At 68.9% G+C, this 15,126-nt stretch carries 14 protein-coding genes; 4 read left to right on the top strand and 10 right to left on the bottom strand.

What is annotated here, in order from left to right; genetic code table 11:
• Positions 1-6 precede the first annotated feature (6 nt).
• From OXU32_09930 to OXU32_09920, 3 genes are all read left to right on the top strand, one after another.
• On the top strand, positions 7-1,020 hold the full coding sequence (locus OXU32_09930) for a homoserine kinase (GenBank protein ID MDE0074266.1): 1,014 nt from the start codon (positions 7-9) through the stop codon (positions 1,018-1,020).
• The gene (gene thrC / locus OXU32_09925; GenBank protein ID MDE0074265.1) at positions 1,017-2,318 is read left to right on the top strand and encodes a threonine synthase; all 1,302 of its coding nucleotides are present in this window, start codon (positions 1,017-1,019) and stop codon (positions 2,316-2,318) included. Before OXU32_09930 ends, thrC begins: the two co-directional genes overlap by 4 nt.
• A gap of 80 nt (positions 2,319-2,398) precedes the next feature.
• Entirely contained in the window at positions 2,399-2,650 is a 252-nt protein-coding gene (locus OXU32_09920; GenBank protein ID MDE0074264.1) for a hypothetical protein, read from the top strand.
• On the opposite strand, the gene OXU32_09915 is transcribed toward OXU32_09920, so the two are convergent.
• The gene (locus tag OXU32_09915) at positions 2,645-3,031 is read right to left on the bottom strand and encodes a hypothetical protein (protein ID MDE0074263.1); all 387 of its coding nucleotides are present in this window, start codon (positions 3,029-3,031) and stop codon (positions 2,645-2,647) included. The two genes, OXU32_09920 and OXU32_09915, sit on opposite strands and share 6 nt — an antisense overlap.
• Positions 3,032-3,122: 91 nt before the next feature.
• A complete protein-coding gene (locus OXU32_09910) occupies positions 3,123-4,400 on the bottom strand; it encodes an exo-alpha-sialidase (protein ID MDE0074262.1) in 1,278 nt (425 codons plus the stop codon).
• Between the two features lie 257 nt (positions 4,401-4,657).
• Here OXU32_09910 and OXU32_09905 point away from each other — a divergent pair, with 257 nt between their 5' ends.
• Positions 4,658-5,536, top strand: a complete 879-nt coding sequence (locus OXU32_09905; GenBank protein ID MDE0074261.1) for an MBL fold metallo-hydrolase — start codon at positions 4,658-4,660, stop codon at positions 5,534-5,536.
• A gap of 6 nt (positions 5,537-5,542) precedes the next feature.
• On the opposite strand, the gene OXU32_09900 is transcribed toward OXU32_09905, so the two are convergent.
• From OXU32_09900 to OXU32_09865, 8 genes are all read right to left on the bottom strand, one after another.
• Positions 5,543-6,808, bottom strand: coding sequence for an ABC transporter permease (locus OXU32_09900; protein ID MDE0074260.1), 1,266 nt, complete (start codon positions 6,806-6,808; stop codon positions 5,543-5,545).
• Complete coding sequence (locus tag OXU32_09895; GenBank protein MDE0074259.1) at positions 6,808-7,491, bottom strand: ABC transporter ATP-binding protein; 684 nt, start codon at positions 7,489-7,491, stop codon at positions 6,808-6,810. The genes OXU32_09900 and OXU32_09895 overlap by 1 nt, the downstream gene beginning before the upstream one ends.
• A 100-nt stretch (positions 7,492-7,591) precedes the next feature.
• Positions 7,592-8,095, bottom strand: a complete 504-nt coding sequence (locus OXU32_09890; protein MDE0074258.1) for a DUF3299 domain-containing protein — start codon at positions 8,093-8,095, stop codon at positions 7,592-7,594.
• 25 nt (positions 8,096-8,120) lie between these two features.
• A complete protein-coding gene (locus tag OXU32_09885) occupies positions 8,121-9,746 on the bottom strand; it encodes an amidohydrolase (protein ID MDE0074257.1) in 1,626 nt (541 codons plus the stop codon).
• A gap of 153 nt (positions 9,747-9,899) precedes the next feature.
• Positions 9,900-10,916: a sugar phosphate isomerase/epimerase gene (locus tag OXU32_09880; protein MDE0074256.1), complete on the bottom strand. Its 1,017-nt coding sequence runs from the start codon at positions 10,914-10,916 to the stop codon at positions 9,900-9,902.
• Complete coding sequence (locus OXU32_09875; GenBank protein MDE0074255.1) at positions 10,913-12,370, bottom strand: aminotransferase class I/II-fold pyridoxal phosphate-dependent enzyme; 1,458 nt, start codon at positions 12,368-12,370, stop codon at positions 10,913-10,915. The genes OXU32_09880 and OXU32_09875 overlap by 4 nt, the downstream gene beginning before the upstream one ends.
• 67 nt (positions 12,371-12,437) lie before the next feature.
• Positions 12,438-13,625 carry a Gfo/Idh/MocA family oxidoreductase gene (locus OXU32_09870; GenBank protein MDE0074254.1) on the bottom strand — a complete coding sequence of 396 codons (1,188 nt, stop codon included), beginning with the start codon at positions 13,623-13,625 and terminating at the stop codon, positions 12,438-12,440.
• A 7-nt stretch (positions 13,626-13,632) separates the two neighbouring features.
• The gene (locus tag OXU32_09865) at positions 13,633-15,123 is read right to left on the bottom strand and encodes an MFS transporter (GenBank protein MDE0074253.1); all 1,491 of its coding nucleotides are present in this window, start codon (positions 15,121-15,123) and stop codon (positions 13,633-13,635) included.
• Positions 15,124-15,126: the final 3 nt, after the last annotated feature.

Genomic DNA, 15,126 nt, shown 5'->3' with positions numbered 1-15,126 from the left:
GCCACCATGACCGGCACGCACCCTCCCGGCGGCGCGGCTGCCGTGCGCGTCTCCGCCCCCGCCACCATCGGCAACATCGCGTGCGGGTTCGATGTCTTCGGCATGGCCGTCGCGCGGCCGTCCGACGCGGTGGTGGCGCGCGCAACGCGGGAGCCCGGGGTCATCATCGAGCGCATCACGGGCGACGAGCGACGCATTCCGGTGGACCCTGCCCGCAACAGTGCCGGGGCGGCCGCCCGCGCGGTGCTGGGGTTGGCACGAGCCGGCGCAACGGCCGAGGCCTCGGACTCCGGGAACGCCGCAGCCGGAGTCGCCATCGAGCTTCACAAAGGCATTCCGCTCGCCGGAGGCATGGGCGGCAGCGCCTCCAGCGCGGTGGCGGGCGCGGTGGCGGCGGATCGCGCGATCGGGGCTGGCCTTTCCCGCGGGCAGCTGCTCCAGTGTGCGCTGGCCGGCGAGCTCGCGGGTTCCGGATCGCCAGCCGCCGACAACGTCGCGCCCGCCCTCTATGGAGGGATCGTGCTCGTCCTGCCCGGGAGGTCGCTGCAGGTCGTGGAGCTTCCCGTCCCACCGGAACTCTGGGCGGTGGTGGTGCGCCCGCACCTGGAGACCCGCACGGAGGACGCCCGCCGCGTGCTCGGCGAACACGTGCCGCTCAAGGCCGCGGTCACGCAGTGGGCCAACACCGCGGCCTTCACCGCCGGGCTCTACGCCTCCGACTGGGACCTTCTCGCGCGTTCGATCAGGGATGTCGTGGCGGAGCCGTTGCGCGCCGGCCGCATCCCGGGTTTCGCCCAGGCCAGGGAAGCGGCGCTGGCTCGCGGCGCCCTCGGTTTCTCCCTGTCCGGGTCCGGGCCCTCGGTCTTCGCGCTGTGCCGGGGCGGCGACGCCGCCGAACACGTCGCCGAGGCCATCCGCCGGGCCTTCGGCGAGACCGCGGCGCTTGATTGCCAGGCCTGGGCCTCCCCCGTCAACCGGCATGGGGTGCGCGTCGAGGACGTCTCACCGGAGGAAGATTGAAGCTCGTCAGCACGTCGGGCCAGGCCGCGCCGGTCTCCTTCGGCGAAGCGCTGTTCCGGGGACTCGCTCCCGACGGCGGGCTCTTCATGCCGGAAAGGCTCTCGCCCCTTGCCGCGAGCGAGATCGATGCGCTGAAGGGCGCAGGCGCGATCCGCTGCGGGCTCGCCGTGGCGCGTCATCTTCTCGGCGATGAACTGGAGGATGAAGTGCTGGAGTCCGCGGTGCGCGACGCGCTCGGCTTTCCGTTGCCGCTGGTTCCGCTGGGCCCGCGCACGCATGTGCTGGAGCTGTTCCAGGGCCCCACGCTCGCATTCAAGGATGTGGGCGCGCGCTTCATGGGCTGTCTGATGTCGAGATTGCAGCGCTCCGGCCCTCCCCTGACGGTCATGGTGGCGACTTCGGGCGACACGGGCGGGGCGGTCGCGCACGCCTTCCTGGGTCTGCCGCGGACGCGCGTGGTGGTGCTGTTCCCGGAAGGACAGGTGAGCGAGCGGCAGCAGCGGCAGTTCACGACGCTGGGCGACCAGGTGCTCGCGGTGGCGGTGGCGGGCGCGTTCGACGACTGTCAGCGGCTCGTCAAGGCGATGTTCCGCGATCCGGATGCGCGGGAGGCCCTCGCGCTGACGTCCGCGAATTCGATCAATATCGGACGCCTGCTGCCGCAGATCTTCTACTACTTCCACGCGTGGGCGCAGCTGAGCCGGCCCGAGCCGCTGGTCTTCTCGGTGCCGTCGGGCAACTTCGGCAACCTGGCGGCCGGGCTCATGGCCCGGGAACTCGGCCTACCCGTCGCGGGATTCGTCACGGGCACCAACGCCAACGACGTTGTGCCCGAGTACCTGCGCACGGGCTGCTACGAGCCGCGGGCGTCGGTCCGCACGCTATCCAGCGCGATGGATGTCGGGGCGCCGTCGAATCTGGCGCGCATCCTCGCGCTGTTCGATGGCGACCTGATGCGCCTGCGGGGGTGTTTGTCGGGCTCGGCCTGGAGCGACGCCGATACGCGGGAGGCGATGAGACGGGTTTTCGACGAGCATGGGTACATCCTGGATCCGCATACCGCCGTGGGATGGCTGGCGTTGGAAGAGGCCCTCGCCGACAATTCGGACGCCCACGGCGTGGTGCTGGCCACGGCTCATCCGGCCAAGTTCGAGGACATCGTGGAGGAGGCCATCGGGCGGCCCGTACCCGTGCCGGAGCAACTGGCGGCGGGAGAGAAGAAGCCCTCGCGCTTCACGCGGATTCCCCCCAACTTGGCGGAGTTGCAGCGCGTCGTAATGAGTTGGGCGGGCCGGTAGCCGGGCCGCTCCACCGCGCGTGTTCCCGGCAGCGTCCGGTCCGAATGAGTCCCTCTTTCCCTGAGACGAGGACATCGCCGATGAAGAAGAAGGGAATGATCGCGCTCGCCGTACTCTTCTACCTCTTTGTCGGTCTGAGCGGCTTCTTCCGTTTCCCTGCGGCCTTCGGCTACAGCCGGACGACAACGGTATACTACGATCCTGGCGAGGCTCGGGAGCGCACGGAGGCGATCAGGTGCCGCGGGCTCCCGGTCATCGTCAGCTACTGCACGGGGACCATCGAAGCGCCCCGTGACGAAGCCCCGCCGACCCCGGGGACGCCGGGCCTATGACGGTGAGTTCCGGCGCACGACCGCGTATACGATCCACGCGGGGACGCTGAGCACGATGGCGTAGATCGCGATCGCGATCGGGCCCAGCAGACCGGCGAAGAGCGCCGCGAACGAGGTGATGGGCGCGAGGATCGCGAAGGTCTTCCAGGCCGCGCGTGTGGATCCTGTCCGCCAGATCCCCCGGAAGGCCAGCGCGAGCGGCAGCCCGCACGGGGCGGTGACCGCAAGCGACATCAGCGCGACGGGGAGCATGAACAGCGTCTCGGGCGTGAGCGGAGGGGTCACCCCGCGGGCGAGCGACACCGCCACGATCCCTGCGGGCAGCCACGCGAGGGACAGCAGCCAGAACTTTCCTGCCGAACCGAACGGCTGGTCGGTCATGATGGTCTCCGGACAGGGTTGCGCGAGGCCGGGATCGGGTGTCGCCGGGAGGAGTCGGGCTGAGCGCGCGACGTTCCGCAGTTGCGCAGTCTCAGTCCTGCCAGTCCGTCCACGGTTCTCGCGACCGCAGGACGCGAATGCCCTCGTCCACCACCGTCTGCGCGAAGACGACCCGGTCGGCGGAGTCCACCAGCATGGCCGGGAAGCCGCTCGCGCGAGCGTTGGAGGAGGCTGCTACCTCGCGCGCGGGACCCAAGTTCCCGTCCACCGTGATGCCTCGCACGAACAGGCGCTCGTCTTCCAGCCAGCCGACCAGCGCCGTTCCCGGCTCGGGCATCACGGTCGCGACGCGCCCCACCGGGTTGCCCAGGTCGATGGTGACAGGCGGTGCGAAGCTCGCGCCCGCGTCGCTGGAGAAGGCCGCCCGCACCCGGGGCGTGTTGCCGGCGCCGGTGAACCACGCCACCACGACCTCATCGCCCGCGGCCGCCACGGAAGGGCCGTTCACCGGGCAGCCCGGGATCACCCAGCCGTCGTCGTGCACGGGGACGCCGCCCGTCCACTTCCCGTCCACGAAACGGCCCACGGAGATGTCGCGCACCTCCTCCTCGGTACGGTCGCGGTAGACGACCACCGGCCCTTCGGAGGTCATCGCCGCGTCGGTCTGGCAACAATCGCAGATACGGTCGTCCAGTTCGACCTCGGCGGTCCTGGTCCCGTCCGCGCCGGCCGTGCGGTACCGCAGCGTCATGCGGGGGCTGGCCGCTCGCGAACCGTCGGCCTCGAAGAAGCGCCGGCCGTCCAGCCAGACCATCCCCGCCTCCCCATGCCCGAGCCCGAACACCGACACGAACCCGTGCTCGGAGGGGGTGCCGTCCTCGTGCGGCGTCCACGGCTCGCTCCACGAGTGCCCGCCGTTCTCCGAGAAGGAGACCCGCACCCCGTAGTCGTAGGTGGCCGGACCGCCCCGCTGGAGCCAGTGCGCCGCCAGCCGCCCGTCGCCCACGGGCCACACCACCGGGAAGTCCGCCCAGTTCACGAAGAAGGTCGCGCCCCCGCCCGAGCGGGTCACCTCGAAGGGCTTGCCCAGGGTGCCGTCCTCGTACGGCGCTCCCTTCAGCGCCCACACTTCCTCGCCCTCCACCATGTGCGGCTCGAGCCAGCTCAACACAACCGCATCGCCGTGGCGCTCAAGCGACGGGAAGCGCGCTCCGGGCGCCGCCTCAACGGCCACTTCCTCCAGGGCGAGCTCGGTGACGGTGGATTCCGGCGCTGCGCAGCCTGCGACAACAGCCACCGACACGACGCACGCAAGCTGAAAGCTTCGCCGCCTCTTGCCGGGGGAGAACGAAAGACACGTTGGGGGCAAGGCCCACTCCTTGAAGGAGACTCGTTGCGTGTTCGGCATCAACGTCAAAGATGTCGAGACCGACCGGATGTCGAAAGGGATTGCAGACGCAGCCGCGCATGGAGCGCTACGACGCGCGGTCGCTGCAACTGCTGCCGAGTCTCCGGCCTGTTGCACGTGGGACATCGGCAGCGGAGTATTACAGGAGTATTACAGAGTGCGGTTGCCGAGAGGGAGCCCTGCTCGATCCCATCCCGCCCCCGGAGGAGGATGACCGCATGACCCGTCCCATTCGTACCCCCATTCCGATTGCGGCCACTTTCGTCCTGACCCTCGGCGCCTGTGCCGACACAGCCGAACAGACTCCCGCCATGGACCCCGCCACCAGCCAGGTAGCCGACGGAGTCTTCTGGTACAACGCGGGCACGCACAACGCGTTCTTCGTCGACACCGACGACGGCGTGGTGGCGGTCGACCCCATCTCGATGGAGGCGGCCGCCGGCCTCGCGGGCGCCATTCGCGGCGCGGTCCCGGACAAGCCGCTCGCGGCCATCGTCTACAGCCACAGCGACGCCGACCACGCCACCGGGGCACCCGCGCTCCTGGCCGAGTTCGGCGACGACGTCCCGATCATCGCCCAGGAGAACGCGCTGCCCATCATCCTGGAGCGCGCCGATCCCGATCTGCCGCCTCCGGACCTGACCTTCTCCGACGAGATGACGCTCCGCTTCGGCGGCCGTGCCATCGAACTCCACTATCTGGGGCGGAGCCACAGCGACAACCTGATCGTGACGTTTCTCCCCGAGGAGCGCATCGCCTTCGCGGTGGACTTCGTCAGCAACGACCGAGTCGGGTTCCGTGACCTCCCGGGCTGGTATTTCGACGAGTTCTACGTGGCGCTGGACCTGCTGATGGAAATCCCCTTCGAGACCATGGTCTTCGGGCACGGAACCGTGGGGGACCGGGGCACCATCGAGCGTCAACTCGCCTACTACGCGGACCTGCGGGACGCCGTCCAGGCAGCGCTCGACGACGGCCTGTCCGAAGAGGAAGCCATGGCCCAGGTGCGCCTGGACGACTACGCCCACTGGGGTCAGTACGAGGAGTGGTTCCCGCTGAACGTCGGCGCCGTCTACCGCTGGCTGGCTTCGAGCTGAGCCCCCCTACACCCGCACCGCCAGCCCGTCGTGGAGGGCGGTGCGGTAGGCCTTGAGAGCGGGCACGAAGCCCATCAGGAATCCGGCCGTCACCACGGCGCCGAGGAAGAGCAACTCGATCGAGCCGGGTGGCCGGATCGGGATGAAGAGCCCCACCTGCGCCTCGACGATGGGCTGCCCGGCTGAGAGCAGCACGTACACCAGCGCCAGTCCGCCGATCGCCCCCGCCGCGGCCAGGCACACCGATTCGAGCACCAGCAGCGAGACGATCCGGTTGGGTCCGGCTCCGACGGCCCGCAGGATCGCCATCTCGCGCCTGCGCTCGTTGAGCGACGTGTAGAGCGACACCAGCATGCCCAGCAGTCCCACCAGCACGACGAAGATCGTCACCACCCGGAGTCCGGTCTCGGCGTAGCCGATCCCCTGCCACATCTCGTTCAATGCCAGCCCCGGGATGACAGCCATCATCGGCTCGCCCTCGTAGTCGTTGACCTCGCGCTGCAGCCGGAGCACGTCCCTCCGGTTCGTCGCCCCCACGAAGAACGACGTCACCTGGGTGATCTCTATCTCACCCATCGCGAGCACTTCCTCGCGCGTCTGCTCTTCGCCCGGCATGGGCGGCGCGCCGTCCTCCCATCCGAAGTGGATGGCCTCGATGCCCTCCAGGGTGACGTAGACCGCGCGGTCGACCGGGGTGAAGGTCTTGTCGAGGATGCCCACGACCGTGAACGGCATCTGGTCGTGGTTCAGGAAGCCCACCTCACCGATCCCGTGGGTCACCGCGACCTCGTCGCCGAGCTCGTAGCCCAGTTCGCTCGCCACATCCGCGCCCAGGGTTACATCGAACACCCCGGAGCCGGGCCGGCCTTGGGCCAGCGCGATGGCCTGCCCCCCGCGATACCGGTAGTGGCGGTAGAAGTCCTCGTTGGTGCCGATGACCCGGAATCCCCTGTGGCTGTCGCCCAGGCCGTAGGGGATGGTCCACTCGATGGCGGGATGCTCGGCCCACTCGCGGTAGGTGTCCCAGGTGAGGTTGTTGGTCGGCGATCCCATGCCGAAGACCGAATACAGCAGCAGTTGAATCGTGCCGCCCTTGGTACCCACGATCAGATCGGTCTGGCTGATGGTGTTGGAAAAGCTCTCGCGCATGCCCACGCGCACGTTCTCGACGCCGATCAGGAGGGCGACGCTGAGCGCGATGGAGCCCACCGTGAGCGAGGTGCTGAAGGCGCGGTTGCGGAGCGACTTGAGTGCGAGGTCGAAAACCAGCATCAGAGCACCGCCCTGTTGATGTCGGGGAGGGAGATCGTGCGGGAGAACATGCCCTCCAGCGTGCGGTCGTGGCTCACGAACACCAGCGTGGCGCCGGCGCGCTCGCACTCCTGGAAGAGCAGTTCGAGGAAGGCCTCACGGCGGTCGAAATCCAGGGAGGAGGTGGGTTCGTCGGCGACGATGAGCTCCGGGGCGCCGATGAGCGCCCGGCAGGCGGCCACGCGCTGCTGCTGACCCACCGATAGCTCCGTAACCGGCTTCTTCAGCAGATCGCCGATCTGGAGATGATCGGCCAGCAGCGCGGCGGTCTCCTTGACTCCAGCGCCGTCCAGCCGGGCCCGGCGTGCGGGGTCCATCCGCGCGGGGAGCGCGATGTTGTCGAGCACCGACAGGTAGGGGATGAGGTTGAACATCTGGAAGACATAGCCGATGTGCTCCGCCCGGAAGGCGTCCCGCTGTGCGCCCGAGAGTGAGGCGAGGTCCTCGCCCAGCACCCTGACCTCGCCCTCGTTCGCTTCCAGGACCCCCGCCAGCACCCCGAGCAGCGTGGTCTTGCCGCTGCCGCTGGGGCCGAACAGGAACGCGCGCTCGCCGCGTTCGAGAGTCAGCTCGGGGATGTCCAGCACCCAGGGACCTCCACCGTAGCGGAAGCGCAGACGCCGGAGATCGATCGCGAGGCTCATCTATTGGGGTCTCCCTGCGAACGTCGTCTCACCAAAAAAACGCGCGCCCTCGACTCAGGCGAGGGCGCGCTTGATGCAAGCAGCTGGCTGCATCCGCGGATCAGGAACCGTACGGATAGACGCGCTGGCCGGTGATGGTGAAGCCGACGTAGCCGTACACGCTCTCGGTCATTTCGATCTCGAGCACGCCCTCGACCCACACCGGGTTCCACCCGTCCATCGTCGCGCGCTTTCCTTCATCCATCTGGATGTAGACGAGCTGGTTAGGCGGCGGAGGCGGCGTGTGGATGCAGGCGCCGACGTAGGGCACGAGGAGGAATTCCGTCGCCGAAGACGCCCAGTCCTCGAGCGGCACCGTGAACCCGGGAATCTTGACGAGCTTGCCCGAAAGAGCGGCCAGCTCCTCGCCCGTCTCGCCGGTGCGGTAGTTGAGGCTGGCCAGAAGGCGCCAGCCCACCTCGGTGGGATCGTCGGCGGAAACAACGGAGGCTGCATCGACCGGGGGTTCCGCTACGGCCTCCGGGAGGCCGCCCGCGCCGGTAAGGGGCACCACAAACAGCATGGCGGCGGCAGCGGAGAGAAGCCTGCGGCTGGCGTCGATCATCGGAAAACTCCGGTTGTGAAAGTCCTCAGTTCGATCCCGGGGTGTCCTGCCGGTCTTCCTGGGAAACCGGCCGCGAGAGCGTGGGATACGTGATCCCCAACTGCTCAAGATACGTCTCGAAGCGGGTTTCGTCATAGTAGAACTGCTCGAGGAGCGGACGATACGCGTCCATGATCTCCTTGTTGAGATCGATGGGCGGAGGGTCGTCGGGGCCGATGAAGGGGATATACTCCACGGCCGCCGTCTGTTCCTCCCGGAAGTAGGTCCAGGCCTCGTCGACCAGCTCCGGCTGGGCGAAGAGCTGGAGCGCGGTGCGGGCCATCACGCGCGCGCCGGCCACCGCGCCCTTGTGCGCGATCGGGGTGGCCATCGCCATGGCGCTCGACCAGTGGTGGCCCGGAAGCCCCGGCACGTTGGACGGGAAGCGCAGGGTCACCGTGGGCACGTTCCACGAGATATCGCCGATATCGTCGGATCCGCCGCTCCGGCGCGGCCCCGGCTCACCCAGGGGCGACAGGGTGATCGGCATCCCCGACGGGACGCTTCCCACCGATTCCTGCACCGCGCTCGCGAAGTCGTGGTCGTCGTCGGTCCACTCCGGAAGCCCGACGTCCTCGATGTGTTCGTACATGGTCTCGGCCACGACCCTGTTGAAGTGCCTCGGCCAGGCGGTTCCGATGATCCGGTACGACATTTCGGTGTCGGTCATCATGGCCGCGCCTTCGGCGATGCGGATCGCGGTGTCGAAGTTGCGCTTGATGTCCTCGTAGTCCATCTCGCGGATGAAATACCATACCGAGGCGCTCGGCGGCACGACGTTCGGCTGATCGCCACCGTCGCTGATCACGTAGTGGGAGCGCTGGTCGGGCCGCAGATGCTCGCGCCGGAAGTTCCAGGCGACGTTCATCAGCTCGACCGCGTCCAGCGCGCTGCGGCCCCGCCAGGGAGCGCCGGCGCCGTGCGCCGCCTCGCCCGCGAAGGTGAACTCCACGGAGACGAGCCCCGTCCCGCCGCCCTGGCCCCAGCTCACCGACAGGTTGCTGCTCACGTGCGTGAAGAGGGTGATGTCGATGTCCTCGAGATAGCCGTCGCGCACGTACCAGGCCTTCGAGCCCAGCTGCTCCTCGGCGACCCCGGGCCAGAGCACGAGCGTGCCCTCGATGCCCTCGGCCTCCATGACGTCCTTGAGCGCGAGCGCCGCCACCACGTTTACGGCCTGTCCCGAGTTGTGGCCCTCGCCGTGGCCGGGGGCGCCGGGAATCAGCGGGTCGTGGTACGCCACGCCGGGCTTCTGGTTGGCCTTGGGGATGCCGTCGATGTCGGACCCGAAGGAGATGACCGGCCTGCCGCTTCCCCAGCGCGCGAACCAGGCGGTCGGAATTCCGGAGGGTGCGCGCTCGATGGTAAAGCCGTTCTCCTCCAGGATCCCCGTAACGTAGGCCGAGGTCTCGATCTCCTGCTGCCCCAGCTCGGAGAAGGAGAAGATCTTGTCCACCATGACCTGGGCCAGCTTGGCGCGCTCGAGTACGCCCTCTTCCACACGGGCCACGAGAGGCTCGAGTTCATCGTCGGAGAGGCTCTGCGCGGCCGACAGGACCGTGGGAGTGACTACCAAGGCGACCAGTATCGCTGTGATCGTTCGTGTGACCATTGACCCACCGCGAGAAGGAGACCGGAAGACAAGAGACGCCGCAACATAAGCGCGGGCGACCCGAGTCCGAAAGACTGTAGGCGGCCGTCTGACGGACGATCATGGCCCATGCGGGTGCGTCAACCCCTTGTCGCCCGAGTGATGCGGCGTGAGTCAGCCCGCGCCGGTCTCTCGTTGCTCGAAGGCGGCATCGAAAGCGGCGCTCGAAGGCGGAAAGTCCAGGGAACGCACGAAGGCGCAGGCTTCCTTCGCGCCGTGCTCGCGGTCCATGTCCATGTCTTCCCATTCGACGGAGAGCGGTCCGGCGTAGCCGATGCGGGCGAGGGCGCGCACGATGTCCTCAAAGGGCACCTTTCCGCGTCCGGGGGAGCGGAAGTCCCAGGAGCGGTTCCGGTGTCCGAAGGGCAGGTGCCCCCCGAAAACCCCGGAGGGCATCGGACGGTCGGCCCACCACACGTCCTTCACATGCATGTGGTAGATGCGGTCGGAGAAGCGGTGGATGAACTCAACCGCGTCGATGCCCTGATAGGCGAGATGGCTGGGGTCGTAGTTGAAGCCGAAGGCATCGCGGTTGTCGATGGCCTCCATTGTGCGCTCGGCGCTGGCGATGTCGAAGGCGATCTCGGTGGGATGCACCTCGAGCGCGAAACGGACGCCCGCTTCGTCGAAGGCGTCGAGGACGGGGTGCCAGCGAGAGGCGAAGTCGGCGAAGCCCGCGTCGATGACGGCTTCGGAGACGGGCGGAAACGGATACAGCAGGTGCCATATGGAGCTGCCGGTGAAGCCGTTCACGACCTCGACGCCCAGGTTGGCGGCGGCGCGCGCGGTGGCCTTCATCTCTGCGGCGGCGCGGGTGCGAACGCCTTCCGGGTCGCCGTCGCCCCACACGTGAGGCGGCAGGATGGCGCGGTGGCGGTCGTCGATCGGGTCGCACACGGCCTGGCCGACCAGGTGGTTGCTGATGGCCCACACCCCGAGGCCGTGGGCTTTCAGCAGCTCGCGGCGGGCGGCGCAGTAGCCGGCGTCGGCGGCGGCGCGCACCACGTCGAAGTGGTCGCCCCAGCAGGCGAGTTCGAGGCCGTCGTAGCCCCAGCCGCTCGCCTTCGCGGCCAGTTCGGCCAGCGGCATGTCGGCCCACTGGCCCGTGAAGAGGGTGACGGGCCGGGTCAAGCCAGCGCCTCGGTCCCGAACCGCTCGGCGGTCTTCAGGGTCTCTCGCACGTCGTCCCAGGTGGTCGTGTGGTTGAGGATGCACATTCGAAGCGCGAAACGCCGGGCGACAAGCGTCGACGACATGAACGCGCGATCCTCCCAGAAAACCCGGGAGAGTACTTTGCGGTTGATCGCGTCCAGGGATGCTTCATCGAGGCCGCCGCCTGCGGGGTTGACCCGGAAGCACACGATGCCCAGCGAGGCGCGCGTCATCCCTTCCAGGACCGGGCTCGCGCTGATGTAGTCCTCCGCCCGGCTGGCCAGCTCCATCCCCAGCGAAACCGCGCGCCGGAACGCAGCCATCCCGAAGGTCTGGACCGACATCCAGATCTTGAGCGCGCGAAACAGGCGACTGTGTTGCAGGCCACGGTCCGAGAAGTTCGGGTGGTTTGCACCCCACACCGAGTCCTGCAGCATGTCATGTGGAACGCGGAACGCATGTTCGAGGGTTTCCGCGTTCTTTACCAGAAGACAGCCTGCCTCGTACGGCTGGAAGAACCACTTGTGCGCATCGAGCCCGATCGAGTCAGCCCGCTCGATCCCCTTCAGCATCTTCCTGCCCTTCTCGGTAATGGCCGCGAATCCGCCGTACGCGGCATCGACGTGCATCCAGATGTTCTCGGCCTCGCAGTAGTCCGCCATCGGTTCGAGGGGGTCGATGGCACCCGTGCTGCCGGCGCCGGCATTCGCGCACACGGCGATGGGATGGAGGCCGGCGGCGCGGTCGCCGGCCACGGCGTCCGCCAGCGCCTCCATGTCAAGTCGAAAGTGGGCGTCGCTCGTCACCCGCCGCACGCACTCGGGCCGAACGCCGACGATCCTGGCCGCGCGGATCTGTGCGCTGTGGCTCTGGTCGCTCATGTATACGGCGGCGCGCTCCGGGTTTCCTGCCGCTTCGCGGGCGGCGACGAAGGCGTCGAGCGCGGCTGCCGAGCCACCGCTCGTCATGAGCCCTCCGGCGCTCCCGGGATATCCCAGCCACCGGCGCATCCAGTCGACTACGACCAGTTCGATCTGGCTGGGGCCGCTCGCGACCAGCCAACTGATGGTGTTGGCGTTGTAGCCCGCGGCGATGAAATCGGCCAGGACGCCGGGCCAGGTGGGTGATGACGGCACGAATCCGAAGCAGCGCGGGTGGTCCAGGCGCAACGTCAGGGGAAGGATGTCGCGCGTGGCTCGCCGGAGCACGTCCGCTGCCGGAGAGCCATGTTCGGGCGGCTCCACCATCAGGTGGTCGAGTCCCTGCTTGAATTCGCCGTCCCAGGCGCCTTCGGAAGGCAGATTTGCGATCCGCTCCACCAGGAGTTCGGCGGTCTCGCGGGCCAGCGCGAGCATCTCCGGCGGCTCCATCTGGAGATCGCCGGACGCGTTCGCGGTCGCGTGGGGGTGAGGTTGTGGGCTGCTTGATGTCATGATCGGGGTCGACTCCGAACCGGCCTGGAACGTTTTGGCCCTGGTTGGGCACGGCGAAATCGCGGAATCAGGGAGGCGTGTAGTCTGTCTCGATCCAGGCGCCCGCCTCCTGGCTCCGGATCGCGGCGTCGATGAAGTGGATCCCGCGGGCGCCGTCGCGGACGGTGGGGAAGTCGGGCTCGGGGGCCTTGTCGCCTCCCGTCGCCGGATCGTGGACCGTGGGACCGCCCCCGCAGTCCCGCCCCCGCACCGCCCTCGCCACTTCACCATAGAGGTTCGCGAACGCCTCCACGAAGCCCTCCGGGTGGCCGCCGGGCAGGCGGGTGGCGGCCGCGGCCATGGGCGCGCGGGTGCCGGCGGCGCGGTGCACCACCTCCACCGAGCCGTCCGGCCGCAGGAGGCGAAGGCGATTCGGCTCCTCCTGGTTCCAGTCGAGTCCGCCCTCGCTGCCGTAGACGCGCAGGCGCAGGTGGTTGCGCTCGCCGGTGGCGATCTGGGACGCCATCAGCACGCCACGGACCCCGCCGTCCAGCTCGAGCAGCACCACCGCGTCGTCGTGGGCGGTGCGGCCGGCCACCACGGTGCCCAGGTCGGCGAACAGGCGCTGCACCTCCAGGCCGGTCACGTAGCGCATCAGGTGGTGTGCGTGAGATCCGATGTCCCCCAGCACCGCGGACGGCCCCCCCCGCGCGGTGTCGGCGCGCCACTCCGCCTGCTTGTGTCCCTCCGCCTCGAGCAGCTCCGCGAGCCACCCCTGAGAATACTCCACCACGACCTTGCGCGCCTTGCCGACGGCGCCGCCCCGCACCCGCGCGCGCGCCTCCTTAACCAGTGGGTAGCCGGAGTAGTTGTAGGTCACCGCGAAGACGAGGCCGGTCGACGCGGCCATGCGGCACAGGTCGTCGGCCTCCTCCACGGTCACCGCCAACGGCTTGTCGCAGACGACGTGAATGCCCCGCTCCAGAAAAGCGCGCGCCATCGGATGGTGCAGGTGGTTGGGGGTGACGATCGCCACCGTGTGGATGCGCTCATCGGGCGGAAGTGTCGCCTCCGTCTCCACCATCTCCCGCCAGGACCCGTATACACGATCCGACGCAAGCCCCAGATGGGCGCCGGTGCCTCGCGATTGGTCCGCGTCCGCCGAGAATGCGCCCGCGCACAGCCGCCAATCGCCATCGAGGGCGGCGGCCATGCGGTGCACCGGACCGATGAAGGCGCCCGGTCCGCCTCCGACCATGCCGTAGCGGAGAATCAAGGCCGCCTCATGCGGCGTCGGCGATCCGCCGCGCCCGATATCCGCCTTCCCGTCGGGCGCGCGCCTGCAACACGCCGAAGATCACCATGAGGACGGCGCAAAGCGGCACCAGGTAACGGAAGGAGATGCGTCCCCCGAAGTTGTCCGCCGGACCGAGGATCGCCTGCGCATCCCCGGTGAGGCCTTCACCCGCCCCGGAGTCGATGATCTGCCGGAGCGCGTTGGCGGTGGCGGGGGAGGGCAGGGCGCCCGCCGCCTGGTATTCGTCCACCACCTCGACAGCCGCTGCGCGCGCGGCGCTCGCGTCCGGTCCCGGCACGGTCGCCAGCTCGCCCTCGGCGCGCTCGAACAGCGCCACCACCTCCGCCACCGGAAGCTGGTCGTGGGCGTACACGTCGGCGACGCGGCCCATCTGGGGCGCGGTCACCAGCCCGGTCGTCGCCATCCCCACCGCACCCATCAGCCCGAGCCCGAGCGCGCCGCTCTTCGGCACCCGCTCCGAGACCACGCCCAGCATGGTGGGCCAGATGTAGCAGATGCCCACGGCGAAGATCGTCGCGGTGAGGAACACCGCCGCCGTCCCGGACGCGTAACTGAAGGCGAGCAACCCGACGCCGGAGAGGGCCGCCGACACCAGCAGCAGGCCCGGCGGCGAGAGCCGGTGGACCACCGTCCCGGCCCGGTGGCGCAGCACCGCCATCAGCCCGTTGATCCATACCAGCACCAGGATGCCGGGAATGCCGCCCGCTTCCAGCACCGCCGGGACCCAGCGGGTGGGCCCGATCTCGATGGAAGCGGTCATCGTCATCGCGAACAGCATGAGCAGCATGAACGGCGTGGTGAGCGCGGCGCGGAACATCTCCCCTACCGACACGCCCGCCTGCACCCCTTCCGTGGGCGGGAACCGTTCCCGCAGCAGCATGTGGCCGTAGATCAGGGTCGGGATGACGATCAGCGCAATCTTTACCCGCCACTCCCCCAGGGCCTCCAGTCCCGCCGACGAAGCCGCCAGTTGATCGAGCCCGAACGCGGCCAGTCCGCCCAGCACGATCCCGCCGGGGAACCAGACGTGGAAGTTGTTCAGCTTGACGGTCTTGTCGCCGGGGTAGAGAGCCGCCACCAGGGGGTTGCACGCGGCTTCCACCAGCCCGTTCCCCATGGAGATGATCAGTGCGCCGGTGAAGAGGTACGCGAAGCTCCCCCCGAGCATCAGCGTAATTGTGCCGATGAGGTGCGCCGCGAACGCCGTGCGCAGCAGGGTTCGGAAGCCCAGGGTGTCGGCCAGCGGCGCGAAGACCACCTGGGAGAGCGCGAACCCCCACAGCGCGGCGCCTCCGATCCAGCCCACCTGCTCGTTGGTGAGCACGAACTCGTTCTTGAGGTCGAGCATGACGGCGCCCACGGTCGCGAACGCAACCGATGTCGCGATGAGGGCGACGCAACTGCCCCGGAAGAGGCGTCCGGCGTTGGCGGATGGTTGGTCGTCGGAACGGGCCATGGC

The organism is Gammaproteobacteria bacterium (assembly GCA_028819075.1).
GTDB lineage: Bacteria > Gemmatimonadota > Gemmatimonadetes > Longimicrobiales > Gaopeijiaceae > BD2-11.
Note: the sequence above shows the minus strand (reverse complement) of the source record. Positions and strands in the feature narration are given on the sequence as shown.